This is a genomic window from Stenotrophomonas sp. HMSC10F07 (genome assembly GCF_001807895.1).
Taxonomy (GTDB): domain Bacteria; phylum Pseudomonadota; class Gammaproteobacteria; order Xanthomonadales; family Xanthomonadaceae; genus Stenotrophomonas; species Stenotrophomonas sepilia.
In genome coordinates, this window is the sequence record NZ_KV791341.1 from 26899 (window position 1) to 48884 (window position 21986).

Genomic DNA, 21986 nt, shown 5'->3' on the forward strand with positions numbered 1-21986 from the left:
CGATGCCGCTTCAGCCGGTGCTTTCTTGACGCGGCGCTCATTGCGCCGCCGTTTAGCGCAGCGCTAGGATCCGCCCATCAAAGGCCGCTGCGGTGGCCGTAAAGGGTCCCGGCGGAGGGCGGCACGCCGGTGATTGCCTGACAGTCCGCCGACGGTGTCCGGATGCTGGGGGAAGCATGGCGGCGGTCCCGGAGGCTTCTACATCACGTTGCGTGCTCTGGTTCGGCGAGCCGCTGGCGAACGAGCGCAGCGCGCTGGCGGCCGCAGGCTGGTACGTGCGCCGCATCCATCCCGACCCGGCGATGGCGATCGGGCTGCGCGGGCGTGATCGGCTGCTCGCTGTGCTGGATCTTCGCCATCTGGATACGCCCGCGCTGCAGTTGCTGGCGCCATGGATCGAACAGCACGTGCATCTGCCCTGGCTTGCGGTGCTGCCACCCGGCGCAGGGCCCACGCCTGCAGCGTGGCTGCCCTTGCTGCAGCGTTGCATCTCGCGGTTCACGCTGCCTTTCGGCCTGCAGGACCTGGTGGCTGCGATGCGCCAGCAGTTCGACGCGGATGATCCTTCTGCCAGCGAGGTATGCGGCGGCCAGGGACCACGCGCACTGATCGGCGAGAGTCCTGCGTTGCATGCGGTGCGCACCGTGCTGCACAAGTTCGCGCCGGTCGAACTGCCGGTGCTGGTCACCGGCGAAACCGGTACCGGAAAGGAGCTGGCGGCTCACGCGCTGCATGCGTTGTCCGGCCGTGCGGGCAAGCCGTTCATCGCGGTCAACTGCGGTGCCATTCCGGCCAACCTGGTGCAGTCGGAGCTGTTTGGCCACGAGCGCGGCTCGTTCACCGGCGCCGACAAGCGCCAGATAGGCGTATTCGAAGCCGCACACGGCGGCACCGTGTTCCTCGACGAGGTGGGCGACCTGCCGGCGGAGGCGCAGACCAGCCTGCTGCGCGTGCTGCAGGAAGGCACCTTCGAGCGCGTAGGCAGCAGCCAGCCGCTGCGGGCCGACGTGCGCGTACTCGCGGCCACCCACGTCGAACTGGAGCACGCGGTGGCGCAGGGGCGGTTCCGCAGCGATCTCTACTATCGGCTCAATGTGCTGCGCCTGCTGATGCCGCCCTTGCGCGAGCGTGGCGCCGATGTGCAGCTGCTGGCCGAGCACTTCCTGCGCTGCTTCCGTCTGCGCCACAGCGTGCGTGCACGTGGCTTTGCGCCCGCCGCGCTGCAGGCGATGCGACGCTTCGGTTGGCCCGGCAACGTGCGTGAACTGCTCAACCGGGTGCAGCGGGCGGCGATCATGGCCGAAGGCGAGCTGATCAGCGAGCGTGACCTCGAACTGGGGGGGAGCGAGCATGCGCCGCCGGGCGCGATGCTGCAGGATGCCCGCGGCCAGGCCGAGCGCGATGTGCTGCTGCAGACCCTGCGCCAGACCGGCTACAACGTCTCCGAGTGCGCACGGCAGATGCAGATCTCGCGGGTGACCGTGTACCGGCTGTGCCGCAAGCATCGGCTGGAACTGCCGGCGCAGCGCTGAGCGCGGATCATGGTTCGCCCGAACGGTAGCGGATGCGGTACAGGTCCAACCCCGCACCGTCTGCGCGCCGCGCCGAATAGGTCAAAGTGTCAGGTTGCGAGCCATCCAGCATCGCACCGTAGCTGTCGCCGAAGGCTTCGTTCACCGGGGAGGGCAATGCATGGCCCGCGTCATAACGGCCTCCACGCTCGTAGCCAATGAACTGTCGTACCGGTGCACTGCCGAAGTCCAGGGCGCGGGCAAACACCACCGTTCGGCCGTCGCCGAGGAACGTGGCATCGAACTCCTGCGCGGCGGTATTGATGCCACCGGCCAGCGGCCGCGCCAGCTGCGCCACGCCGCCGATCATCGTGGCGCTGTAGAGGTCATGGCCGCCGGCACCGCCCGCGCGATCGCTGGAGAACAACAGCGTACGACCGTCCGGGGAGAGCATCGGTGCGAACTCGTCGGCCGCACTGTTTACCGCGGGGCCCAGATTCTCCGGTTCGCCGAATCGACCGTCGCGTCCAATGCTGACCCGGTACAGATCGTCGCCGCCCTGGCCGCCTGCGCGGTCCGAGCAGAAATACACGACGCGCCCATCTGCGGAGAACGCGGGATCGAAGTCGCGCCCGGCCGTGTTGAACGGTACCGGCGTCGCCGGCCGCCAGCGCTGCCCATCGTGGCGGGAGACCCAGATGTCATACCCGCCCGGACCGCCGGGACGGTTGCGGCTGAACCACAGTGCGGTGTTTCCGTCCGGGCTCAAGGTCAGTCGAATCTCGTCGTACTGCGTGGATGCAACGCCCGGCGCAAAGCGTTCGGCGGGGCCGACGATCTGCAGCACCCTTGAGGGAGTCGCGGGGGGCGACGCAGAAACCAGCAGCATCACGGCCAGCAGCGCTTTCATGCCTGCCGCTCGAAGTCGCTGACCCAGTTGGTTTCCCAACTGCGTCCCCCATCGGTCGAAGCCGCCTGTTCCCAGCGCGCCGAGCGCGGGGTAATGCGTGACCAGATCACCCGCGTCTGGATCGGCCGTCCGTCGTGCTGGTCATCGCCGAAGAAGCGCCCGACGCCGGCCTCGAAACCACCGCGCAGCGGCGCGCCGATCCGGGTCGGCTCCCGGCCATCCAGCCACCAGCTCAGCCAGTGCCGCTCAGCCGCACTCCAGGCGCGGATACCCATGCCGCGCAGTGGTGCTCCCGGCACGTCCATCAGGTTGTCGCCCACGTTGCCGAATCCTCCCAGTACCGGCCAGTTGTGCAGGGTGCCGTTGAACGCGTCCCACGCATCACTGCCTGCCAGCCGAGCGCGCAGGCGACGATGGCGCACGTTCCAATGGCCCACCAGGAAATCGAAATCGCGCGGTGCATCCGGCAGCTTCGGAAGCGGAGAGGGGGCTGCCGCAGTGCGGCGGAACCAGTTGCGCCAGTTCACTTCCCAGTGCGCGCCGGCATCGTCGGAGAACGCCTGCTCCCACCACGGCTCCTCGCCATGGATGTCATGCCAGCGGAACCAGACGTCGATGGGGCGTCCCTTGAAGTGATCACGACCACGGAAGCTGCCTCCATCGCCTTCGAAGACGCCGCGCACGGGCGCTTCGATATGGGCAGGGTTGCGTCCATCGATCCACCAGATCGACCACGTGGAAGACACCGGATCAAACGCACGCACGCCCAGGCCCCTGTAGGGACCCGAAGGCAGCGCCATGACGTTGTCATCGATGGTGCCGAGTCCGCCCAGGGTGAGCCAGACCGCGCTGGCGCCGCTGAAGGCTTCCCAGCGGGTATCGCCCAGCAGGCGCTCCTTCAGCCGTTGGTGCCGGACCCGCCAGTTGCCCTGTAACCATTTCCAGTCTTCGCTGTGGCTGGCCAGGGGCCGCCCCGAGGGCAGGGCGCTTGAGGCTGCCGCCGCGGCCAAGGTGGCCAGGAACTGCCGTCGATCCATGTGCGTGACCCCTTGCCGGACGTGCCTCCATCGTTGCGGGTGCGAGGGGGATTGACCACGCAGATATCGGGGTTCAGGCTAAGCCACACTTATGGTGACCCGACGCCAGCTTCCATCGCTTGTCGCCATCCGCGCCTTCGAAGCGGCGGCGCGGCTGGGCAGTTTCGCCCGTGCCGCCGAGGAGCTCGACACCAGTGCGGCATCGGTGAGTTACCACGTGCGCCGGCTGGAGGCCCAGACCGGTACCTGCCTGTTCCTGCGCCATGCACAGCATGTGGAGCTGACGGCAGCGGGTGCCAGCGTCGCGCAGGAGGCCACCCGGGCCTTCGACGCGCTTCGTGCCAGTTTCATGCGTGCCGCTGACATGGATGCGGCGCGATTGCGCCTGTCCGTATTGCCCACGCTGGGCACCAGCTGGTTGACGCCTCGCCTGGGCAGCTTCCGTGCCCGCCATCGGAACATCGGGCTGGAACTGGACCTGTCGGCAGAGCCCCAGGACCTGGCCGCCGGGCGTTTCGATGCCGCCATCCGCAATGGGCATGGCGGGTGGCCCGGGCTGCAGGCCACGCCCCTGTTCCCCAGCATTTTCACCCCGTTGTGCGCGCCAGCGCTGCTGCCGGCGGCAGACGGGCTCGGTCGCCGGGCGTTGGACGTTCCGCTGCTCGGCAGGCCCGACTGGTGGGCACTGTGGTTCTCCGCACATGGTGCCGTCCCGCCGCCGGCCGCAGAGAGCTTCATCACCCCCTTTGCGGTAGAGCATCTGGACGCCGGCGCGGCCATTGCCGGGCAGGGCATCGCCATTGCTTCGCCAATCCTGTTCCAGGCCGAACTGGACAGCGGGCGCCTGGTGCAGGCACATCCCGGTGTGGCCAGCGACGGGCGTGGTTTCTGGTTCGTGGCACCGACGGCGCGCAGCCGGAGCGCCAAGGTCATTGCGTTCGGTGACTGGCTGGGCGAGCAGGCCGCGCAGGCCAGGCATGCGGCGCGACATCATCTGGCGCGCACGGTGGCGGCATGAACCAGAGCCCCGAACTGCTGCGACGCCTGCTGCGTGCCAAGGACCGGATGGACCATGCCAGCCACGAGGACTGGCCGGTGGCCCGCCTGGCCGAAGTGAGTGCCGTATCCGCGGCGCATTTCGCGCGTTCGTTCAAGCAGGCATTCGGGCTGCCGCCGCACCGCTACCTGCTCAGCCGCCGCATCGAGCGGGCCGTGGCGATGTTGCGTGACACCGACCTGCCGGTCACCGAGATCGCCGCGCAGACCGGGTGGAGCAGCCTGGGCACCTTCGGCCGCATCTTCCGTGACATCACCGGCGACAGCCCCGGCAACGTGCGCGAGCGCGAGCGCGCTGGCCAGGTGACCCCGGCCAGCGTGCCGGAATGCCATGCGCGTGCCGCGCAGCGACCGGACCTGAACATCGCAGTTTTGGAGAAGCGCCGTCGCCAGGCGGTTGCTAACGTGGCCCCCACCTGAGGGAGGTCCCATGACAAACACTGTGAACACGGTCGGCCTGTATGTGCGCGACCAGGATGAGGCACTCGCGTTCTACGTCGGCATGCTCGGTTTCGAAGTGCACACCGATGTGCGCAATGGCAGCTACCGTTGGCTGACGGTACGCAGCCCCGGCCAGGACGGATTCCAGCTGGGGCTGTTCGTTCCGGGCCCGCCCACCCACGATGCGGCCACCGCGCAGGCGCTGCAGCAGCTGGTGGCCAAGGGCGCCATGCCGCCGCTGGTACTGGCCGTGGACGATTGCCAGGCGTGCTATACGCGATGGCGGGCGCGGGGCGTGGAGTTCACCCAGGAGCCGGTCGAACGCTATGGCGCCATCGATGCCGGATTCCGTGACCCGTCCGGCAATGGCTGGAAGATGATCCAAGCCCGCTCTGAAGCGAGGCGCCGTCAATGAGCCGGGGGGGCTGGGCGCGGCCCGTGCATCGCTGGACCTCGATCGTCTTCACCCTGGCGGTGATCGCCAATTTCGCCGTCCGCGGGCTGGGACAGGGCGAGCCGGCAGCGTAGATCACCTATTCGCCGCTGCCGCCATTGTTCCTGCAGCTGTTCACTGGCCTGTACCTGTTCGTGCTGCATTACGCCGGGAAGCGCCGCAGCGCCGCACTGGACGCCGCGGGCTGAGGCCGACTCAGGCGGCAGCGTCGGCGGCGTAGGCCGTCAGCAATGCCGGCAGCTGGTCCATGCGCTGGAAGATCACCTTCGCACCCGCAGCGCGCAGGGCCTCCGGCGTGCTGTGGTGCGGGCCGCCCTCGCTGAAGCCAAAAACGGTCGCACCCGCCGCGACGCCGGCGGTCGCGCCGGTCACGGTGTCTTCGATCACCGCACAGCGGGCCGGGTCCACACCCAGCGAAGCGGCAGCGGCCAGGTACACGTCCGGGTGGGGTTTGGTCTGCGGCATGTCCTGGCCGCTGAAGACGTGGTCACCGAAGGCATCGAGGATGCCGACCTTGCTCAACTGCAGCTTCACCTTGAACAGGTCGGCACCGGACGCGCAGGCAATGCGGCCACCGGTCGCTATGGCGATCGCACGCACGGCCTCGGGCGCCCCCTGGATCGCCTCAAGGTCCTGCTCCAGCGCACGATTGCGCTGCTGGCGGAATTCCTCCAGCCACTGCTCGGTGAACGGCTTGCCGGTGCGCTCTGCGATCAGCCCGGCCAGATGGGCCACGGATTGGCCCAGGAAGACCTCGCCCGCCTGCGCAGGCGTCAGCGGCCAGCCGCGTGCGGTCAGCATTTCCGAGAGCACGCGGGCCACCAGCGGCTCGGAATCGACCAGTACGCCGTCGCAGTCGAACAGCACGGCATCGAAGGGGAAACGGGACATCTACTACTCCGGGACAGCCAAAAGGGCGAAGCGCCCGCCATTTTCCCATAGCGGGACGGGCAGGGCACGCCGGCCACAGGAACGCTAGACTGCCGGGCCACCCCACCCATCGCCTGCACGGGAATACCCCTTGAACCGAGTGCGATGCCAGGCCCGGCACCACCTCATCAGTGCCGGCATCGCCGGCGCGGTGGCGCTGGCCGGCAGCTGCCTGCTCCCCGTCCTGGTGTTGCTGCTGCCTGCGGGATTCTCGCCAGGCGAGTTCATTATGCCCGTTGCCGACGGCGCCGCGCAGTTGCGGAGTGCGGGGCTGCTCCTGCTGGCGGCCTGCGCACTGGCCACGTTTGCCGGCCTATGGGCCAGCGCGCCGTCGCCGGAACCCGCATCGACGGCGCGCAGGATGGTGGTGTCGCTGATCCTGCTTGCCACGACGCTGCTGATCAGCCTGGCCAGCATGGCCTACCTGATGCGAACGCTGTCCAGTGGGACGCCAACGACAGGGCACGGGCTTGTCGCTGCTACCGTCGTCGGCGCCGTAGTGCAGTTCCTGTTTGCCAGAGTGCTGGCGTCACGATGCCTGCGTGTACAGGCATCGTGACGTTCCTCTGTCCGCCGCTCAGCCCAGGTCACACCCTGCAGGCTGTGGCCAGGTGGTGGCCGGCAGCATGTTCTTCAGCGAGGCCGGTGCGTTGATCGCCACATAGCTGGCGCCCAGCAGCTCCTCCAGATCGGCAATCGTCACCAGGTAGTTGTCCAGGCTGCCGAGGTTGGCCTCGTTGGGAATGATCCAGCTGATCGCCTTGGCGGTTCCGGTGTTCGGGTCACGGGTGATGATCGTCTTCCAGAAGAACTCCGGGGTCGGGATGCCATGGCTGGCCAGGAAGTAATCGTTGGCGGCGTCGCCGTAGACCACACCACCGTAGACGTCCACCGGTGCAATGTCGCGGTAGCACTCGGCCACGTTTTCGGCCTTCACCCAGATGCCCTGGTTGAAGCTGGACACCTGCGGCACGATGTTGGTCATGTAGTTGGCGCGACGGATGTAGGTCGCGTCGTAGTCCATGTGGTTGGACGTGACCAGATGGCCACGGTCATAGCCGGATCTGATGCTGGCGTAGGACGCGGTGCTGGTCTGGCCCAGGCAGCCGGCTGGCAGGTCCGGGTCCTTGTAGAAGCTGGACGGCCGTGCGGCCGAACCGGTATCGGCGGTAAGCGTGTACTCGTAGCGGGTGGCGCTGTGGATGCTGCAGTCGTAGGTCAGCACGAAGCCGCCCTTGTTGAGGGTGACCACCTGGGCCTGTGCAGCACCGGCAAAAGCACTGAGTACGATGGCAAAGACAAAGCTTGCAAGGCGCATTTCGATTCTCCAGCAGAAGATTCAGGGCGCAGCCGCCCGTCACGACCTGGCCGGGGCGAGGACATGCGGAGGTGCTGCGGAGACGGATGCTGCGGATTGCGGTGGAGCCTGGCCGCGTTGTTGGGCCATCAGCCCTGCGGTGTCATAAGCGTCACAAGCTGGCGCCTTGTGGTCAATGACGAAAGGGCGAAGCTGTGATCATGCGCAAGCACTGGTGATATGTCAGATCACGCGGCGCGTGGATGACACGCGCGCGTGCTAGGCGCCTGGCAGGCCTGCCAGCTGCGCGCCTGGGCCTGCGGCGGCGGGCGCTACAGGAATGCTTCCTGTTCTTCGTCCGGCGCCAGGCATGCGGCCTTGCTTTGCTCGGTCGAGCTCGCAATGGCCGCCTCGTCGAAACCGCTGCGGCTCAACCACAAACGATTCCAGCGGACCAGTGCGTCGCTGTCGCGTGCCAGGCAGGCATAGCGGACGATCGATTCCAGGTTGTCGATGGTCGGGTACTGCTGGGCGATTTCGTCCAGTCCCTGGCGCATCAGCGGCCAATCGGGCTTCGCCGCGCGGAAGTGATCGGGCGAATACGCGGTGGCCGACCAGTACAGCCGTGCGTAGCGCATGGCCCGCTTCTTCTTTGGTGCGCTGGCCATCGAGTGCCGCGCGAAGGCTTCCATCTTCTGCGCGCTGCCGCCCCAGGCCGGCGTGAAGTACTCCATGGCAATGAGGTGCAGTGGTTCGTAGTCGGGGAAGGCCTTCGCTGCGCGATCAACGAGCGCCAGCATTTCGTCGTCATCCGCGCTTTCGCGCAGCGCGATCAGCACGTTCATCTCGTGCCAGAACGGGTCGCCGCCGGCAACATCCTCATGCGATTGCAGGTAGGCCCGCGAAACCGCGTTGTACTCATGGAACTGTGCCCAGTCGTCGGCGTTGACGGTGTTGGCGTAACCGTTGCCGCGGTAGCTCCAGGCCAGGTTGAGTGGAATCCGTGCGGTGATCAGGTGGGCCGCCGCAGACTTCGGCGCGTGCTGAACCCAGCGCGCCGCCCATGCAGACCAGTCGTTCCAGGCTTGAACCTCCTGCCGCGACGTGCCGATTGCACGCGACATGCAGATGTAGAAACGGCCGAGCCGGGATTGGCCGGCGGCGTTGAGCTCGCCCTTGCGGAAACGCGCGGCCATCGCATCAAGTGCCGCAAAGTCGTCGTTGGCCATCAGCCGCGCAATCTCCGCGCAATCGTTGGCCGGTTCGGGGGCATCTTCCGCCAACACTAAAGGGGCGAACAGACAGGCGACGCTGGAGAGCGTGCCTGCGACGAGCATCCTGTGCATCGGGGGCGTCCTTGCTTTGATGGGAGACTGCGGAGGGCCCGCAGTGCCTTGAAGCATAGCAAGGCGCGCTTTGCGGCATGTTGCGTCGCAAGGTGCCAGCCACCATTCGCACTGGTACGGTCCGATCCGTTGCACCACCACCGACGGGGAGAGACAACGATGCGCAAGGTTCTGCTGCTGTTGATCCTGCTGACCGGGCTGGCGCCCACGGCCCTGGCGGCCACGGTCAAGACCACCCATCGCACCATCCCCAGCTGGGATGGCACGCCCCTCGGGGCCTTCGTCATCGAACCCCAGGATGCCGGCAGTGGCCGCTATCCGCTGCTGGTGATGCCCAGCAGCTGGGCGGTGCCCAGCGTGGAGTACGTGGGCGTGGCACAGTCGCTGGCGCAGCGCGGCTATGTGGTCATCAGCTACAGCTCGCGCGGCTTCTGGGAGTCGGGCGGCAGCATCGACATCGCCGGCCCGGCCACGGTCGAGGACGTCAGTGCACTGATTGACTGGGCGCTGGACAACACCCGTGCCGACCCCTCACGAATCGGTGTATCGGGCATCTCCTATGGGGCCGGCACCAGCCTGCTGGCGGCGGCACGCGACCCGCGCATCAAGGCCGTTGCCGCGTTGAGCGGCTGGGCCGACCTGCAGGCGTCGCTCTACAGCCATGACACGCCCAGCGCGCAGGGCATTGCCCTGCTGGTGGCAGCCGGCCTGGCCACTGGCCGCCCCGGGGCGGAGCTGGCCACCATCAACGGCAATGTGCTGGTCGGCAACTACCAGGGGGCGGTGGACTCGCTGCTGCCGGTGGCGGCACAGCGCAGCCCGGCCAGCAGCCTTGATGAGATCAATGCCAACCAACCCGCGGTATTCCTCGCCAACGCCTTCAACGACAGCCTGTTTCCGCCGGGCCAGCTGGTCGACTTCTTCACCCGCCTGAAGGGACCCAAGCAGTTGCAGCTGCGCCATGGCGACCACGCCCTCAACGAAGCCTTCGGTGCGCTCGGCATTCCCAATGAGGTCTATGCCACGGTGGGCGACTGGTTCGACCACTACCTCAAGGGCGTGGCCAATGGCATCGATCGCCAGCCGGCGGTGCAGTTGAAGTCGCAGAAGGGCAGCTGGAGCCGTTATCCGGACTGGCAGGCCACCTCTACCGGCGCCGTAAGCTACGGGCTGACCGCGCCGACCGGGCTTCTGCTGCCCACCGGAGGGCTGTCCGAGAGCGGTGGCGGCACCGGTTGGAACTACCGGATCGGCAGCGGCCTGCTGACTGCCGCCAACTCCGGCGTGGTGATGGCGTCCGGCGCGCTGCAGATGTTCAACCTGCCACCCGGTGCCTATGTACCATTCGTTGGCCGCAACGCCGCAGGCGTCTGGCAGGGCCCGATCTACTGGAGTGCACGCCGCCTGGATGGCGCACCGGAAGTGCGGTTGACGGTGACGCCCACTCGCGCCAACACCACGCTGTATGCCTACCTGTATGCCGAGGATATGCTGGGCAACGGCCAGCTGATCAGCCACAAGCCGTACACCCTGCGCGGTGCCACGCCCGGCCAGCCGAGAACCATCGATCTTCGCCTGGAAGCCAGCAGCTGGAACCTCCCGACCGGCAGCCGGCTGACCCTGGTGGTCGATACCGTGGACCTGCGCTATGCGGGCATCAGCCAGCTGGGCGGTGCGGTGACCTTCAGCTCGCCAGCCAACGCGCCTTCGGTGCTGAAGGTGCCTTTGCATTGATGGGTCAGCGCAGGTCCGGTGGATTCATCGAAGCGTCGCGGACACAGGGATCACCGGCGTCCGGTGTCAGGCACGCCTCGATGTCCGGTGGAAACCGCGGAATCCTGCTGGTCTGCATCACCACCCAGCGCATGATCGTGTGCAGGTAGTTGAGTGGCAGCATCGTGAGCCACATGAAACCCGGGAGCTGCGCGTCTTCGGCGAAGATGCGCTCCTTGCCGGACGCGAAGCTCTCGCGCTTGCCGTCCAGCGGCATGCAGTAGTGCACCGCGTCCACGACGGCTGCCGGTCCTTCTTCCATGTAGCGCCGCAGGAACTCCCAGTGGGCATGCGCGTTCTCGATGCGGGAGGTCGCGATGCAGAACGCGAACGTCTCCCGTACTGTCACGCCATCCGCGTCCAGGATCAGTCCGCGGACATCCCAGTTGTACCATCCGAAGGTTCCGGTTCCGCGGCCAAGCGTGAAATACACCCGGTCCCAGGGCGCGCTGAGGGTGGTGCCATCCAGCCGGAACACGTGTATCTGCCGATGCTTGCGATCAAGCGCGATCGGATAGTAGGTCCAACGGAACAGCTCGAGGCAAGCTACCCATATGCTCGCTGCAGTGAAGACGGCCAGCATCGCCATGCCTATGAATATCGCCTCCCACAGGCCGTTTTGGTTCGGTAGCCTGTTCACGACCAGCAACCAGAGCAGCATCAGCATGCCGCCCAGCCCGAAGGCAATGCCGATCGCGCCCAGCAGGGCTGCAAAGCCACGTGCGGCGAACCAGCGATCCACCGAAACCAGGCAGTTCGAATTCATCTTCACCACGCACAGCTGCGCCAGCGGCGCGACATCCAGTCGCTTCTTCCGCAGCAGGCGGTGCTCACGATCAAACGCATTCAGCGGGCGGTTGTTGGGAAATTTGCGCGTGTATCCGGTGTAATCCATGGGCGATCCCTGCGCGATTCCAGCGCCCGTTGGATTCTAGCGGGATTATCCTGGGGGAGATCAGCGACGAACGTCGAACTGGTCGCTCTCCATCAGCGCCCGGACTTCAGCTTCGCGGGCAGGGCTGAAGTCGCCGGGAATGGCGTGCTTCAACGCGCCCGCAGCCAGTCCGAAGCGCACGGTGCTTTCTGCGTCCAGCCCGGACAGCAATCGGTGCACGATGCCGGCGGCAAAGGCATCGCCACCGCCGATGCGATCAACGATGCCGGGCAGCGGCCTCGGAGGAGCCTGCGCGCGGGTTCCATCGCGTCCCAGCAGCAGCGCACCGAGCACGTGATGGTCGGCGCTGATTACCTGGCTGTTTCTGAAGAACTACCAGCGCTAAGCCTGATCTGGCGCGACGCACACCTGCGTTGAAGCGCGCAATGCATCACGAAACGGTGAATGGCCCTCCTGCCCCGCCGAGCGCAAAGAGGTTTCCTGCTACCTTCGGCCGTGGAGCCGGCACTGGCTCCTGAACTCATTCCATGGAGGAAACCTAGATGTCGCTAGCATCAGTTCTGCTTGTTCTCGCGTCAGCTCAGAGTCTCGCGGTCATGCCGGCAGGCCAGGCATTTTCGGAGAAGGAATCGGATATCGCTGCCAAGGCCTACATGAGTGCGAACGGCGTGTCACTCGACACCGCCAAGCGCAGGCTGGAAGTTGAATCCGAGCTACCTTCGGTCATCGCCGAACTGAAACGGCGATACAGTGATCGGCTCGCATTTGTTTCGATCGAAAACATGCCCGATCAACACCTCGTTGTTGGACTGAAGGGAAACATGATGGAGGCGGTCCGGCACTTCAGAGTGAGTGACTCATCCATCAGGGTCGAGTTCGAGGAGGGGTATCCGTACACGGAGAAGGAGTTCTCCGAAACCATGCATAGAGTCGTTCCACTTGTGGTCGAACTCATACCTGATGCAGTGAGTGTGGACGGCCGCCCCGAGCTGGGCATGATTGACGTTTCGGTTCGTGGAGCCGATGCAAAATCGTATGAAGCGGCCAAGCGCAAGATTGAAGAGGCTGCGAAGCTGAAGGTCAACATCATCCTTGGGAGGGATCCCTTCCGCAATTCGGCGTACACCGCCGGTGGGGCGATCCTGACTGCCAATGGCAGGATGTGCACAAGCGGCCTTGCGGTTCGGCACAAGCTGACCAAGGTAAAAGGGCTCCTTACGGCAGCGCACTGCGATGATCAGTTGCTTTACAGCAATTACGGTCATGAGGTTGGTGGCCCGCAGGTCATGATGCCACTGACATTCCAGGACGCGCTCTTCGACGGTAGTCACGATGTTCAATGGCACTCGCTTCCTGCTGGAAATACACCGCTCCAGGAAGTGTTCGCAGAATTGAAGGGTGAGTACCAGACGAAGGCATTGATACTGATCCATGCGGACCTTCCACTGCATGGCCTCCTTTGCTTCCGAGGGGCTCGCACCGGCTTCAGTTGCGGAACCGTCACATCGGTGCAGCACGCCCCGTTGGGCGTATGTGGCGCTGCAGTCTGTGCACCCACTTGGGGAAGAGTGGAAGGCTCCGAACTTGCATGCGCGTCCGGTGACAGCGGCGCCGCCGTCTTCAACAAGAGCGGCTCAGGCTACGGGATCGTAAAATCCGCTGAGAATCCCAGTGATTCAATCGAGAAGGGAAGCTGCAAGGCGTTGACCGTCATGCCCTTCGGCAAGGTTGCCGATCTGAATCTCGACCCGGTATGAGGCACCGGGACCGAGGAAGCCTTCAGTAGGCGCCGCAGGGAATTGCTGCGGGCAGGAGAGGTGGCGCGCTCTGCCGTGGGCGAGAGCAGGGCACCACGGCGGCGGACTATGCCGATCGTGCGCGACACTACCGGGTTGCCGATCGCGCGTGTCACCAGGGTGGGGTGATCCCCGTCCGGCGTGGCCATCTTCGGCAGCGCTGACACGCCGATGCCGGCCTCGACCATGCCCAATGAGTCGACAGGTGGGCCACTTCGTAGTGCCAGCTGAGCTTGAGGCTCTCACGCGCCAACGCACCATTCAGCAGCGTGCGGTTGCCGCTTGTGCGGTGCACGGTGATCAACTGGCGCTTGGCCAGATCCGCCCATTCCACCTTGCGCTTGCGTGCCAGGGAATGATTGTGCCGGGTCGAACAGGCCTTCGCGCCGGGCCAGCCGGGCCAGCCCGGCCAGCATCATCATGCCGATCAGGAACAGATAGACATCGCGGCCCTCGGCCACCGCGTGCAAGGTCGTGCCGAACGGCACCGTTCCCAGCAGTGGAAGCAGAAGAGCAGCCCCCAGTGCCCACACGTACTCCGGAATGCGGAATGGCCGGAACAGCAGGCCGAGGGTCGCCACGGTCACGGCCGCCCAGATGAGGAAAGAGGAACAGGAAGCGAGCATCGGGCGGGGTGTCGCACCTCCCCGCATAAGGTGGGAGCCATTCAGGGCGTTGCGGTGGACTCAACGATGTTCGACTACCAGGGCTGGACCTTCAACGCCAATGGCCGAACCCGGGTGGCCCGGGTGGAACTGGATGGCGACGGCGACGGCACCATCAACCGTTACCGGTTGACCCTCGGGCGCGCCCAGTCCGGGCTGTGCATCAAGGTGGCCTCGCAGGAGGAAGCCGCCAAGAGGCTCGAAACCGAGGTGGAGAAACTGCTCGGCCCAGAGTGGTAAAGAGGGGAGTGGTAAAGAGGGCTTCACTGCGGCAGAAGCGTTGTGAGGTTGCCAGCGCCACTCCGCAATCTCAGTCCATGCGACGGCCGACCGTATTCTTACGGCCATGCATTCGCCCTCCAGCGCTCCCGATTTCATGATAGCCCGCCGGCCCTCGGGCTGGGTGCAGAGCGGCGAGCGCTGGGATCTGTGGTGGAACGGCCGTTCGGTGGCCAGTATCGTGCCGCATGCCGCGCTCGGGTTCCGCCTGTACCTGGACGCACGCAAGATGTCACAGGTCAAGGTCGTGTCCGCCACCAGCACCCGTCAGGCCAAGCGCTACGCCGAGCGCTGGTGTGCTGCACGGCTCTGCCCGCAGTTGCCTCTGCGCGATGCGGTGGCGCGATTGGTGGATGCCGGTACTCCACCGCCTCCGGCGCTCACGCGGGAACAGCGGCAGCAGGCCCGGCGCCTGGCCGAAGCCGGGGCAGGGGAGATGGGGCGGATCAAGGAAGCGCTGGCGCCACGGCCGCGCATGACGGCCGCCAGGCCCGAGGTGCAGGGGCGAGGTGGAGCCTGGTCTGTACCCGGCCAGGTTCCATCCTCCCCGCGCCGAAACGGGAACACATCCCCAGCCAGGGCTACGCCGAAAGCTCCTCACGTACGATCCTCGCCCCCGCGCTGAGTGCGCGCAGCTTGCCCCTGGCCACATCGCGCGCCAGCGGCGCCATGCCGCAGTTGGTGCTCGGGTAGAGCTTGTCGGCGTCCACGAACTGCAGCGCCCTGCGCAGCGTGTTGGCCACATCCTCCGCCGATTCCACCGTGTTGGAGGCCACGTCGATGGCACCGACCATCACCTTCTTGCCACGCACCAGCTCGATCAGGTCCATCGGCACGTGCGAGTTCTGGCATTCCAGCGAGATGATGTCGAGGTTGGAGGTCTGCAGTTTGGGGAACGATTCTTCATACTGGCGCCATTCCGACCCCAGGGTCTGCTTCCAGTCGGTGTTGGCCTTGATGCCGTAGCCGTAGCAGATGTGTACCGCCGTCTCGCACTTCAGCCCTTCGATCGCGCGCTCCAGTGCGGCTACGCCCCAATCATTCACTTCGTCGAAGAACACATTGAAGGCCGGCTCATCGAACTGGATGATGTCAACGCCGGCGGCCTCCAGCTCCTTCGCTTCCTCGTTGAGGATCTTCGCGAACTCCCAGGCCAGCTTTTCGCGGCTCTTGTAATGCGCGTCGTACAGCGTGTCGATCATCGTCATCGGGCCGGGCAACGCCCACTTGATCGGCTGCGTGGTCTGGCGGCGCAGGAACTTCGCATCCTCGACGAATACCGGCCTGGGGCGGCTCACGGCGCCAACCACGGTCGGCACGCTGGCATCGTAGCGGTTGCGGATGCGCACGGTTTCGCGCTTCTCGAAGTCGACGCCGCTGAGATGCTCGATGAAGGTGGTGACGAAGTGCTGGCGGGTCTGCTCGCCGTCACTGACGATATCAATGCCGGCATGCTGCTGTTCCTGCAGGGACAGGCGCAGGGCGTCCTGCTTGCCCTCGATCAGGCCTTCGTCCTGCAGCTTCCAGGGTGACCAGAGCTTCTCGGGCTCTGCCAGCCAGGAGGGTTTGGGCAGGCTGCCTGCGGTGGAGGTGGGGAGCAGCGTCTTCGTCGGCATCGTGTGGTGTGTCCTGGGGGCGAATGGGAAATCGATGAATCAGCGGGCGGCCCACTGCTCAAGCACGGCGCGGTACGGCTTGATGAAGTGTTCTTCGGTGAACCGGCCCTGCTTGACCGCCAGCTGGCTGCGCTCTTCGCGGTCGTAGACGATGCGGGTGGAGGAGTAGTCCTGGTGCTTCAGGCTGGGCTGGTAGACCTTGCCGGCCACGGAATTGGCGTTGTAGATCTCCGGGCGGTAGATCTTCTGGAAGGCCTCCATCGTGCTGATGGTGCCGATCAGCTCCAGGTTCGAGTAATCGCCCAGCAGGTCGCCCTGGAAGTAGAACGCCAGCGGTGCGACGCTGCCCGGCGGCATGAAATAGCGTACCCGCAGGCCCATCTTGTCGAAGTACTGGTCGGTGGGCGAGAACTCACCCTGGCGGTACTCCACGCCCAGGATCGGATGATGGTTCTCGGTGCGGTGGTAGGTCTTGCTGCTGGAAACACTGATGCAGATCACCGGCCCCTTGCTGAAGTTGGCGCGGTAGGCGTCCGAGCGCAGGAAGTGCTTGAACAGCTTGCCATGCAGGTCGCCAAAGCCCTCCGGAAGGCCGAAGGTGTTTTTGCCTTCGTTGCTGGCCGGAAGCACCACGCTGAAGTCGTAGTCACGGACATAGGACGAGAAGTTGTTGCCGACGATGCCTTCGGTGCGTGCGCCGGTGTGCGTGTCGACGATGGTCGGCCGCAGCACTTCGATCAACGGGAACGGATCGCTGCCGTCGGCGCCGTCGATGTGCATCTCCACCGAGATGATGTCCAGCTCGACCGCGTAGCGATCGGCGCTTGGGTTGTCCCAATGCGCCAGATCATTGAAGCGGTTGTTGATCATGCTGATCGTGTTGCGCAGGTTCTCCTGCCGGGATGCGCCGCGCGCCAGGTTGGCGAAGTTGGTGGTGATGCGCGTGCCTTCGGCCGGCTGGTAATCCTCGTTGAAGGGGATGCGCGTGATGCTGAAGGTGAAGGCGTCGTTCGTCATGGGCGGCGTTCCGTTTGCGGGGTGACATCCAGATGCAGGTTGGCGGCATCTGGCTTCAAAGGGCTTCGATGGCCTCGGCGGCGGCGACTGGCGCGCCGCGATGGGACAGCGCAAGCAACGGCATTGCGCGCTGCACCGCCAGTCGTGCGCGCTGGATCAGCGCTTCGTTGTGCACGTGCCCCTCGGTGAAATCGCGGTCGGTGGCATACACGCCCAGGGGCAGGGTGCGGGCCTGGAAGAAGCTGAACAGCGGCCGCAGCTGGTGATCGATCACCAGTGCATGGCGGTCACTGCCGCCGGTCGCGGCCAGCAGGATGGGAGTATCGACCAGCGCGTCCTGGTCGATGAAGTCGAAGAAGTGCTTGAACAGCCCTGTGTAGGAGCCGCGGTAGACCGGCGTGCTCACCACGAGGACATCGGCCCGTTCGACGGCCACCAGCTGGCGCTCGACAACCTCCGGGAGCTGCGAACGCCACAGCGCACCGGCCAGCTGCGGCGCCAGTTCGCCGAGTTCGATCAGCTGCTGTTCGCTGCGCATGTTCTCGCCGATCAGGCCCAGCAGGTGCTCGGCGAGGGTGGCGGCCCGGGAGGGGCGCTGCAGTCCACCGGAAACGGCGACGATACGGAGGGGGCGTTGGGATGAAGGCATGACCCGATCCTAGTCATGCCTTTCCATGACGTAAAATGGTATTACTTCACCTATCCATGAGTGAGATTCATCTTAATGTTGGAGCGGATCCACCTCAGCATCGTGCAGCAGGTCGAGCAGCAGGGCTCGCTCACCGCTGCTGCCGGCGTGCTCAACCTGACCCAGTCGGCGCTCAGCCACAGCATGAAGAAGCTGGAGCAGCAGCTGGGTACCGATGTCTGGCTGCGCGAAGGCCGCAGCCTGCGGCTGACCCAGGCCGGGCAATATCTGCTGGCAGTCGCCAACCGGGTGCTGCCGCAGCTGGACCTGGCCGAGGAGCGCCTGCGCCAGTTTGCCCAGGGCGAGCGCGGCGCGCTGCGCATCGGCATGGAATGCCACCCCTGTTACCAGTGGCTGCTGAAGATCGTCTCGCCGTACCTGGCCGCGTGGCCGGACGTGGATGTGGACGTCAAGCAGAAGTTCCAGTTCGGCGGCATCGGCGCGCTGTTCGGCTACGAGATCGACCTGCTGGTCACGCCCGATCCACTGCTGAAGCCGGGCCTGAAGTTCATCCCTGTGTTCGACTACGAGCAGGTGCTGGTGGTGGCCAGCAACCACGCCCTGGCCAAGGTGGACCACGTAAAGCCGCGCCAGCTCAGCCAGGAAGTGCTGATCAGCTACCCGGTGCCGTTCGAGCGCCTGGACATCTACAACCAGTTCCTGCTGCCGGCCGGCATCACCCCGCGGCGCCACAAGGCCATTGAAACCACCGACATCATGATGCAGATGGTGGCCAGCGGCCGCGGCGTGGCTGCCATGCCGCGCTGGCTGGTGGAGGAGTACGCCACGCGCATGGACGTGGTGCCCGTACGGCTGGGCGCCAAGGGCATCCCCAAGCAGATCTACCTGGGCGCGCGCGAGGCCGATACCGGTATCGACTACCTGCAGGCCTTCATCGAACTGGCCCGCAACAGCTCGCCGCTTGCCGGCAATGTGGGCGGAGCACGTTGATGCCGGCAGGCCTGTCACTGCGGGCGGACGCCTTCATCAGCGCTTTTTCACTGGAAGTCAGCGCGAAGGCCATGCCCGCGCTGTGCGCCGAGGCGGATCGGATCCCGCGCGGTACGGTCATCTCCATTCCCTACCTGGCCAGCGAGGATGACGACACCCGCCTGGCCGCCGCGCACACGGTGCGCGCGCTCGGATTCGAACCGATGCCGCATCTCTCTGCGCGGCGTGTCGGGTCACGCGCAGCGCTTGAACGCTTCCTGGAGCGTGCCGCCGGCGAAGCCGGGGTCGCGCGTTGCCTGCTGATCGCGGGCGACCTGGCCACACCTGCCGGACCGTTTGCCGACAGTGCTTCGATCATCCAGACCGGTGTTCTGGAGCAATCCGGCATCAAGGTCGTTGCTATCGGCGGGCACCCGGAAGGGCATCCGGCAATGCGCAGTGAAGAACGCTGGCAGGCGCTGGAGGGTAAATGCCAGGCCATCGAAGCACGTGGCATGGCTCCCTTGGTCGTCACCCAGTTCGCCTTCGATGCCGATACCGTGCTGGCCTGGCTGGATGCACTGCGCACGCGTGGCATCGCGGTTCCGGTGCTGGTCGGTGTGCCGGGTCCGGCCAGCATCACCCGGCTGCTGCGATACGCCGCGAGGTGCGGCGTAGGCGCCAGTGCATCGATGCTGGCCAGGTATGGCATCTCGATCGGCCGGCTGCTCGGCACGGCGGGGCCGGAGGTGTTCGTCGATCGACTGGTGAACGGGCTGACGGACGCCCATGGCCAGGTCAGCCCGCATTTCTTCCCGTTCGGTGGTGTTGCGCCGTCGCTGGAGTGGATGGCGCAGTACCGGCGGCGCATTTCAATCAGCCAGAGTGGATGATCCGCATCACTGCAGGAATCGCGTTGTCCGGGCGCCGGCATGTTCCAGCGCGGGCGCAGGCCTGGAAAGCCTCCCATTGCAGTGACGCATGCCCAGGTCGAGGCGCTCTGCAATACCCTGCGGGTTGATGTCTCCGGCGCGATTGATCAGCACGACGAGTGTTCTTCGATCGGTGGGACGGTGCCGGAGATACCCGGTGAAGCCTGCGGTTCCGCCGCCATGGCCGACGACCTTTCCGCCATCGGAAACTTCCCAGCCGGCCCCCCAGCCCGCGTTGCTGCCATTGGAGAGCAGTGTGTCGCACCACATCCGTTTCAGGGACGCCTCGGGCAGCAGTCGATGCTGGTCCAGCGCCACAGCAAAGCGCGCCATGTCGTCGATGCTCGCGAGCAGGCCGCCGGCGGCCCATGCCGAGCCCGGAGCAGTGGGAGGCGGTGCGCGCCAGTGGCCATCCTGGAACAGATGCCCTTGGGCAATCCGGCGCCGCTCCTCTGCACGACGCGGCCCTGCATCACGCATGCCCAGCGGCGACAGGATCTCCTCCTGGAGGATGCGCCAGTAATCCATGCCGGTCGCATGCTCGATGGCCAGGCCGAGCAGGATGTAGTTCGTATTGGAGTAGGCGTGCCGCGCACCAAGCGCAAACTCCAGCGGCCGCTCGGCCACCTCTGCAAGCAGTTCACGGGGGCCTGGATTCGTCGGCATCAACCGCAGGAAGTTGTCTTCGTTCAGATAGTTGGGAATGCCTGAGGTATGGCTCAGCAGCTGCAGCAGCGAAGTGGATGCCCAAGCGGAAGGCAACCCCTCCACATACAGGCCGATGGGCGCGGTGACGTCGAGCAGCTGCCGCTGCTGGAGCCGGAATATCAGCAGGGCCGTGAACAGCTTGGTGATCGACCCCAGTTCGAACACGGTATGGCGATCAATCGGTGCAGTCCGGCTGTCACTGAGCCGCCCGGTCGTGGACAGCGCGGCAATGCGCCCGTGATCGACCAGAACCGCCGCCATGCCAGGCTGCCGTTCGGCCTGCAGCAATGCGGTCAGCGAACTGCATCCCGCTAACGTCGCCCGGCTCGCCAGCGCCGATGATGCGGACAGGCCGCAGCCGGTGGCCAGCAGCGCCGCACACAGACGGCGTCGGACAGGGTCGTGGTACATGCGCGTGGCTCGCAGCGGCGTCGTGGTGATGGTAGCGCGGGCCGAAGGCGGGCCGGCGCAGGACGTACCGGGCGTATCTACCCAACAGCTGCCGGAGGCCGGGCAGCACGCCAGCGGGTCATCCCCGATGGCTGACAGCTGTCACTGGTTGCAACCCGGGCGGAAGCGAATAGTGAGCGCCAAGGCGAGGGCGCCTCGCCACCACTCACCAAGGGGACCGCTCATGAACATGCTCCAGCACCTCGCCTCGCAGACGCCAATCTGGGTCTGGCTGCTCCTGGCCTTCCTGATCACCCGTGGCATCGCCGCCATGAAGCCGGCCGAGACCTCGCTGCAGAAGCTGGCGATCGTACCCGCCTTGTTCGCCGTCTGGGGTGCGTGGTCGGTCAGCCATCGCTTCGGCGCTTCGCTGAGCGCCTGGAGCGAATGGCTGGCCGGCATCGCCACGGGCGCGTCGCTTGCCTGGCTGCTGTTGAATCGATTGAAGCTGACGCTGGACCGCAGCACCGGCAAGCTCTGGCGCAGCGCGGACTTCAGCCTGCTGCCGCTGCTGCTGGCCACCTTCCTGGTGAAGTACGGCTTCGAAGTCGCATTTGCGGTGTCGCCGTCGCTGTCCGCCCATGCCGGCTTCAGTGCCGCCTACCTGCTGCTGACGGGCGGGTTCACTGGCATCTTCGTGGGCAAATACTGCCGGTACCTGGGCTCGCTGCGGATGGATGCGGCGGGCAAGGGGCTGGAAACCGCAGGCTGATTGTCCGAGGCGTGCCCGCCGCTGGCCCGCGTCCCCAGGCAGGGTTGTGCGGGGCTGGCGCAGGCGTCACGATGCCCGCCACTGGCCACCACCGGAAACGCTGGCGTCATGAAGACCACATCCTGGTTCTGGATCAACGTGGTCAGTCACTTCAGCATTGTCGCCGCCCTGGCCTGGCTGCCCGCACGGTGGACGGGGCAACTTGTGGAGGCGCTGGCCGGGACCCAGCCGGCTATCGGTGATACCCGGTATTTGGCCTTCATCGGCGCCATGTTCGGCTTCTGCGTAACCGCGCTGATCGTGATGGGGGCGCTGACAGTCACTGGCGAACTGCTGGGTTTCTCCAGGCCCTATGCGCGGCGGCCGAAGTCCCGAAACGAAGCGCAGGTCGTCCACCGGAAGGTGTTGCTGGTTGCATTCGCCACGCTCTCGTGGGTGGCCGTGGGATCGCTCGCGGGTATTGCGTCGATCTTCGTGGCTTCGTGACGAGGGCGTTCTGTAGGCGCGCCAACGCACGGAAGCTGCTGTCCACCGGCTGGGGCG

General features: G+C 65.9%; 23 protein-coding genes and 4 pseudogenes. 14 read left to right on the top strand and 13 right to left on the bottom strand.

The features are described from left to right. Positions 1-176: 176 nt before the first annotated feature. The gene (locus HMPREF3114_RS03720; protein ID WP_053496545.1) at positions 177-1532 is read left to right on the top strand and encodes a sigma-54 interaction domain-containing protein; all 1356 of its coding nucleotides are present in this window, start codon (positions 177-179) and stop codon (positions 1530-1532) included. 7 nt (positions 1533-1539) lie between these two features. Here HMPREF3114_RS03720 and HMPREF3114_RS03725 read toward each other — a convergent pair whose 3' ends face one another. Both HMPREF3114_RS03725 and HMPREF3114_RS03730 read right to left on the bottom strand, forming a co-directional pair. Continuing rightward, complete coding sequence (locus tag HMPREF3114_RS03725; protein WP_053496546.1) at positions 1540-2421, bottom strand: TolB family protein; 882 nt, start codon at positions 2419-2421, stop codon at positions 1540-1542. Further along, on the bottom strand, positions 2418-3458 hold the full coding sequence (locus HMPREF3114_RS03730) for a hypothetical protein (RefSeq protein ID WP_070489121.1): 1041 nt from the start codon (positions 3456-3458) through the stop codon (positions 2418-2420). Before HMPREF3114_RS03730 ends, HMPREF3114_RS03725 begins: the two co-directional genes overlap by 4 nt. 91 nt (positions 3459-3549) lie before the next feature. Here HMPREF3114_RS03730 and HMPREF3114_RS03735 point away from each other — a divergent pair, with 91 nt between their 5' ends. The 4 genes and pseudogenes from HMPREF3114_RS03735 (at position 3550) to HMPREF3114_RS03750 (ending at position 5597) form a co-directional block, all read left to right on the top strand. Further along, the gene (locus tag HMPREF3114_RS03735) at positions 3550-4476 is read left to right on the top strand and encodes a LysR substrate-binding domain-containing protein (RefSeq protein ID WP_053496548.1); all 927 of its coding nucleotides are present in this window, start codon (positions 3550-3552) and stop codon (positions 4474-4476) included. Next, on the top strand, positions 4473-4934 hold the full coding sequence (locus HMPREF3114_RS03740) for a helix-turn-helix domain-containing protein (protein WP_070489124.1): 462 nt from the start codon (positions 4473-4475) through the stop codon (positions 4932-4934). The genes HMPREF3114_RS03735 and HMPREF3114_RS03740 overlap by 4 nt, the downstream gene beginning before the upstream one ends. Before the next feature lie 10 nt (positions 4935-4944). Then, a complete protein-coding gene (locus HMPREF3114_RS03745) occupies positions 4945-5370 on the top strand; it encodes a VOC family protein (protein WP_053496550.1) in 426 nt (141 codons plus the stop codon). Further along, positions 5367-5597, top strand: a pseudogene (locus HMPREF3114_RS03750) (hypothetical protein). Before HMPREF3114_RS03745 ends, HMPREF3114_RS03750 begins: the two are co-directional and overlap by 4 nt. A 7-nt stretch (positions 5598-5604) precedes the next feature. Here the strand turns inward: HMPREF3114_RS03750 and HMPREF3114_RS03755 are convergent. Continuing rightward, complete coding sequence (locus HMPREF3114_RS03755) at positions 5605-6300, bottom strand: HAD family hydrolase (RefSeq protein ID WP_053496551.1); 696 nt, start codon at positions 6298-6300, stop codon at positions 5605-5607. A gap of 130 nt (positions 6301-6430) precedes the next feature. Here HMPREF3114_RS03755 and HMPREF3114_RS03760 point away from each other — a divergent pair, with 130 nt between their 5' ends. Continuing rightward, complete coding sequence (locus HMPREF3114_RS03760; RefSeq protein WP_229765957.1) at positions 6431-6898, top strand: hypothetical protein; 468 nt, start codon at positions 6431-6433, stop codon at positions 6896-6898. Between the two features lie 18 nt (positions 6899-6916). Here HMPREF3114_RS03760 and HMPREF3114_RS03765 read toward each other — a convergent pair whose 3' ends face one another. Next, positions 6917-7657, bottom strand: a complete 741-nt coding sequence (locus HMPREF3114_RS03765; RefSeq protein WP_053496552.1) for a DNA/RNA non-specific endonuclease — start codon at positions 7655-7657, stop codon at positions 6917-6919. Positions 7658-7968: 311 nt separating this feature from the next. Beyond that, positions 7969-9117, bottom strand: coding sequence for a hypothetical protein (locus HMPREF3114_RS03770; protein WP_229765958.1), 1149 nt, complete (start codon positions 9115-9117; stop codon positions 7969-7971). A gap of 24 nt (positions 9118-9141) precedes the next feature. Between HMPREF3114_RS03770 and HMPREF3114_RS03775 the strand changes: the two genes are divergently transcribed. Continuing rightward, on the top strand, positions 9142-10716 hold the full coding sequence (locus tag HMPREF3114_RS03775) for a S15 peptidase family protein (RefSeq protein ID WP_070489127.1): 1575 nt from the start codon (positions 9142-9144) through the stop codon (positions 10714-10716). 4 nt (positions 10717-10720) lie between these two features. On the opposite strand, the gene HMPREF3114_RS03780 is transcribed toward HMPREF3114_RS03775, so the two are convergent. Further along, positions 10721-11650: a DUF6708 domain-containing protein gene (locus tag HMPREF3114_RS03780; protein WP_070489131.1), complete on the bottom strand. Its 930-nt coding sequence runs from the start codon at positions 11648-11650 to the stop codon at positions 10721-10723. Positions 11651-11710: 60 nt separating this feature from the next. Further along, positions 11711-12007 (bottom strand): annotated as a pseudogene (locus tag HMPREF3114_RS03785) (PfkB family carbohydrate kinase); the annotation flags it as partial. Between the two features lie 185 nt (positions 12008-12192). Here HMPREF3114_RS03785 and HMPREF3114_RS20875 point away from each other — a divergent pair. Beyond that, complete coding sequence (locus tag HMPREF3114_RS20875; protein WP_070489134.1) at positions 12193-13407, top strand: chymotrypsin family serine protease; 1215 nt, start codon at positions 12193-12195, stop codon at positions 13405-13407. Between the two features lie 65 nt (positions 13408-13472). On the opposite strand, the pseudogene HMPREF3114_RS21580 reads toward HMPREF3114_RS20875, so the two are convergent. Together HMPREF3114_RS21580 and HMPREF3114_RS21585 are read right to left on the bottom strand one after the other, a co-directional pair. Further along, positions 13473-13825, bottom strand: a pseudogene (locus HMPREF3114_RS21580) (LysR substrate-binding domain-containing protein); the annotation flags it as partial. Then, positions 13815-14072, bottom strand: a pseudogene (locus HMPREF3114_RS21585) (arsenic transporter); the annotation flags it as partial. The pseudogenes HMPREF3114_RS21585 and HMPREF3114_RS21580, both read right to left, overlap by 11 nt. Positions 14073-14138: 66 nt before the next feature. Here HMPREF3114_RS21585 and HMPREF3114_RS03800 point away from each other — a divergent pair. Next, positions 14139-14351, top strand: coding sequence for a hypothetical protein (locus tag HMPREF3114_RS03800; RefSeq protein ID WP_053496559.1), 213 nt, complete (start codon positions 14139-14141; stop codon positions 14349-14351). A 106-nt stretch (positions 14352-14457) separates the two neighbouring features. Further along, positions 14458-15015 (top strand): hypothetical protein, encoded by a 558-nt coding sequence (locus HMPREF3114_RS21370; protein WP_227836732.1) that lies wholly within the window; start codon positions 14458-14460, stop codon positions 15013-15015. On the opposite strand, the gene HMPREF3114_RS03805 is transcribed toward HMPREF3114_RS21370, so the two are convergent. Genes HMPREF3114_RS03805 through msuE form a run of 3 tightly spaced genes read right to left on the bottom strand, consistent with a single transcriptional unit; the run spans position 14972 to position 17672 of the window. Next, positions 14972-16006, bottom strand: coding sequence for a methionine synthase (locus HMPREF3114_RS03805; RefSeq protein ID WP_070489137.1), 1035 nt, complete (start codon positions 16004-16006; stop codon positions 14972-14974). The genes HMPREF3114_RS21370 and HMPREF3114_RS03805 overlap by 44 nt on opposite strands. A gap of 39 nt (positions 16007-16045) precedes the next feature. Continuing rightward, on the bottom strand, positions 16046-17023 hold the full coding sequence (locus tag HMPREF3114_RS03810; RefSeq protein ID WP_070489140.1) for a DUF1852 domain-containing protein: 978 nt from the start codon (positions 17021-17023) through the stop codon (positions 16046-16048). 55 nt (positions 17024-17078) lie between these two features. After that, positions 17079-17672 carry an FMN reductase gene (gene msuE / locus HMPREF3114_RS03815; protein ID WP_065177785.1) on the bottom strand — a complete coding sequence of 198 codons (594 nt, stop codon included), beginning with the start codon at positions 17670-17672 and terminating at the stop codon, positions 17079-17081. A 75-nt stretch (positions 17673-17747) separates the two neighbouring features. Here msuE and HMPREF3114_RS03820 point away from each other — a divergent pair, with 75 nt between their 5' ends. Both HMPREF3114_RS03820 and HMPREF3114_RS03825 read left to right on the top strand, forming a co-directional pair. Then, positions 17748-18662 (top strand): LysR family transcriptional regulator, encoded by a 915-nt coding sequence (locus HMPREF3114_RS03820; RefSeq protein WP_005416621.1) that lies wholly within the window; start codon positions 17748-17750, stop codon positions 18660-18662. Continuing rightward, positions 18662-19534 (top strand): methylenetetrahydrofolate reductase, encoded by an 873-nt coding sequence (locus HMPREF3114_RS03825; RefSeq protein WP_070489144.1) that lies wholly within the window; start codon positions 18662-18664, stop codon positions 19532-19534. Before HMPREF3114_RS03820 ends, HMPREF3114_RS03825 begins: the two co-directional genes overlap by 1 nt. A 6-nt stretch (positions 19535-19540) precedes the next feature. Here HMPREF3114_RS03825 and HMPREF3114_RS03830 read toward each other — a convergent pair whose 3' ends face one another. After that, complete coding sequence (locus HMPREF3114_RS03830; protein WP_235643025.1) at positions 19541-20692, bottom strand: serine hydrolase domain-containing protein; 1152 nt, start codon at positions 20690-20692, stop codon at positions 19541-19543. Between the two features lie 223 nt (positions 20693-20915). Between HMPREF3114_RS03830 and HMPREF3114_RS03835 the strand changes: the two genes are divergently transcribed. After that, positions 20916-21443, top strand: coding sequence for a DUF6622 family protein (locus HMPREF3114_RS03835; RefSeq protein ID WP_070489147.1), 528 nt, complete (start codon positions 20916-20918; stop codon positions 21441-21443). A gap of 108 nt (positions 21444-21551) precedes the next feature. Next, positions 21552-21929: a hypothetical protein gene (locus tag HMPREF3114_RS03840; RefSeq protein ID WP_070489150.1), complete on the top strand. Its 378-nt coding sequence runs from the start codon at positions 21552-21554 to the stop codon at positions 21927-21929. Positions 21930-21986: the final 57 nt, after the last annotated feature.

Bases quoted from the DNA above. Each gene is read 5' to 3' on its own strand.
- HMPREF3114_RS03800 (WP_053496559.1), top strand. From the start codon at position 14,139: ATGTTCGACTACCAGGGCTGGACCTTCAACGCCAATGGCCGAACCCGG.
- HMPREF3114_RS03775 (WP_070489127.1), top strand. From the start codon at position 9,142: ATGCGCAAGGTTCTGCTGCTGTTGATCCTGCTGACCGGGCTGGCGCCC.
- HMPREF3114_RS20875 (WP_070489134.1), top strand. From the start codon at position 12,193: ATGTCGCTAGCATCAGTTCTGCTTGTTCTCGCGTCAGCTCAGAGTCTC.
- msuE (WP_065177785.1), bottom strand. From the start codon at position 17,672: ATGCCTTCATCCCAACGCCCCCTCCGTATCGTCGCCGTTTCCGGTGGA.
- HMPREF3114_RS03755 (WP_053496551.1), bottom strand. From the start codon at position 6,300: ATGTCCCGTTTCCCCTTCGATGCCGTGCTGTTCGACTGCGACGGCGTA.
- HMPREF3114_RS03735 (WP_053496548.1), top strand. From the start codon at position 3,550: ATGGTGACCCGACGCCAGCTTCCATCGCTTGTCGCCATCCGCGCCTTC.
- HMPREF3114_RS21370 (WP_227836732.1), top strand. From the start codon at position 14,458: ATGCATTCGCCCTCCAGCGCTCCCGATTTCATGATAGCCCGCCGGCCC.
- HMPREF3114_RS03830 (WP_235643025.1), bottom strand. From the start codon at position 20,692: ATGTACCACGACCCTGTCCGACGCCGTCTGTGTGCGGCGCTGCTGGCC.
- HMPREF3114_RS03765 (WP_053496552.1), bottom strand. From the start codon at position 7,657: ATGCGCCTTGCAAGCTTTGTCTTTGCCATCGTACTCAGTGCTTTTGCC.
- HMPREF3114_RS03840 (WP_070489150.1), top strand. From the start codon at position 21,552: ATGAAGACCACATCCTGGTTCTGGATCAACGTGGTCAGTCACTTCAGC.
- HMPREF3114_RS03730 (WP_070489121.1), bottom strand. From the start codon at position 3,458: ATGGATCGACGGCAGTTCCTGGCCACCTTGGCCGCGGCGGCAGCCTCA.
- HMPREF3114_RS03835 (WP_070489147.1), top strand. From the start codon at position 20,916: ATGAACATGCTCCAGCACCTCGCCTCGCAGACGCCAATCTGGGTCTGG.
- HMPREF3114_RS03720 (WP_053496545.1), top strand. From the start codon at position 177: ATGGCGGCGGTCCCGGAGGCTTCTACATCACGTTGCGTGCTCTGGTTC.
- HMPREF3114_RS03745 (WP_053496550.1), top strand. From the start codon at position 4,945: ATGACAAACACTGTGAACACGGTCGGCCTGTATGTGCGCGACCAGGAT.
- HMPREF3114_RS03725 (WP_053496546.1), bottom strand. From the start codon at position 2,421: ATGAAAGCGCTGCTGGCCGTGATGCTGCTGGTTTCTGCGTCGCCCCCC.
- HMPREF3114_RS03740 (WP_070489124.1), top strand. From the start codon at position 4,473: ATGAACCAGAGCCCCGAACTGCTGCGACGCCTGCTGCGTGCCAAGGAC.
- HMPREF3114_RS03825 (WP_070489144.1), top strand. From the start codon at position 18,662: ATGCCGGCAGGCCTGTCACTGCGGGCGGACGCCTTCATCAGCGCTTTT.
- HMPREF3114_RS03805 (WP_070489137.1), bottom strand. From the start codon at position 16,006: ATGCCGACGAAGACGCTGCTCCCCACCTCCACCGCAGGCAGCCTGCCC.
- HMPREF3114_RS03810 (WP_070489140.1), bottom strand. From the start codon at position 17,023: ATGACGAACGACGCCTTCACCTTCAGCATCACGCGCATCCCCTTCAAC.
- HMPREF3114_RS03820 (WP_005416621.1), top strand. From the start codon at position 17,748: ATGTTGGAGCGGATCCACCTCAGCATCGTGCAGCAGGTCGAGCAGCAG.
- HMPREF3114_RS03780 (WP_070489131.1), bottom strand. From the start codon at position 11,650: ATGGATTACACCGGATACACGCGCAAATTTCCCAACAACCGCCCGCTG.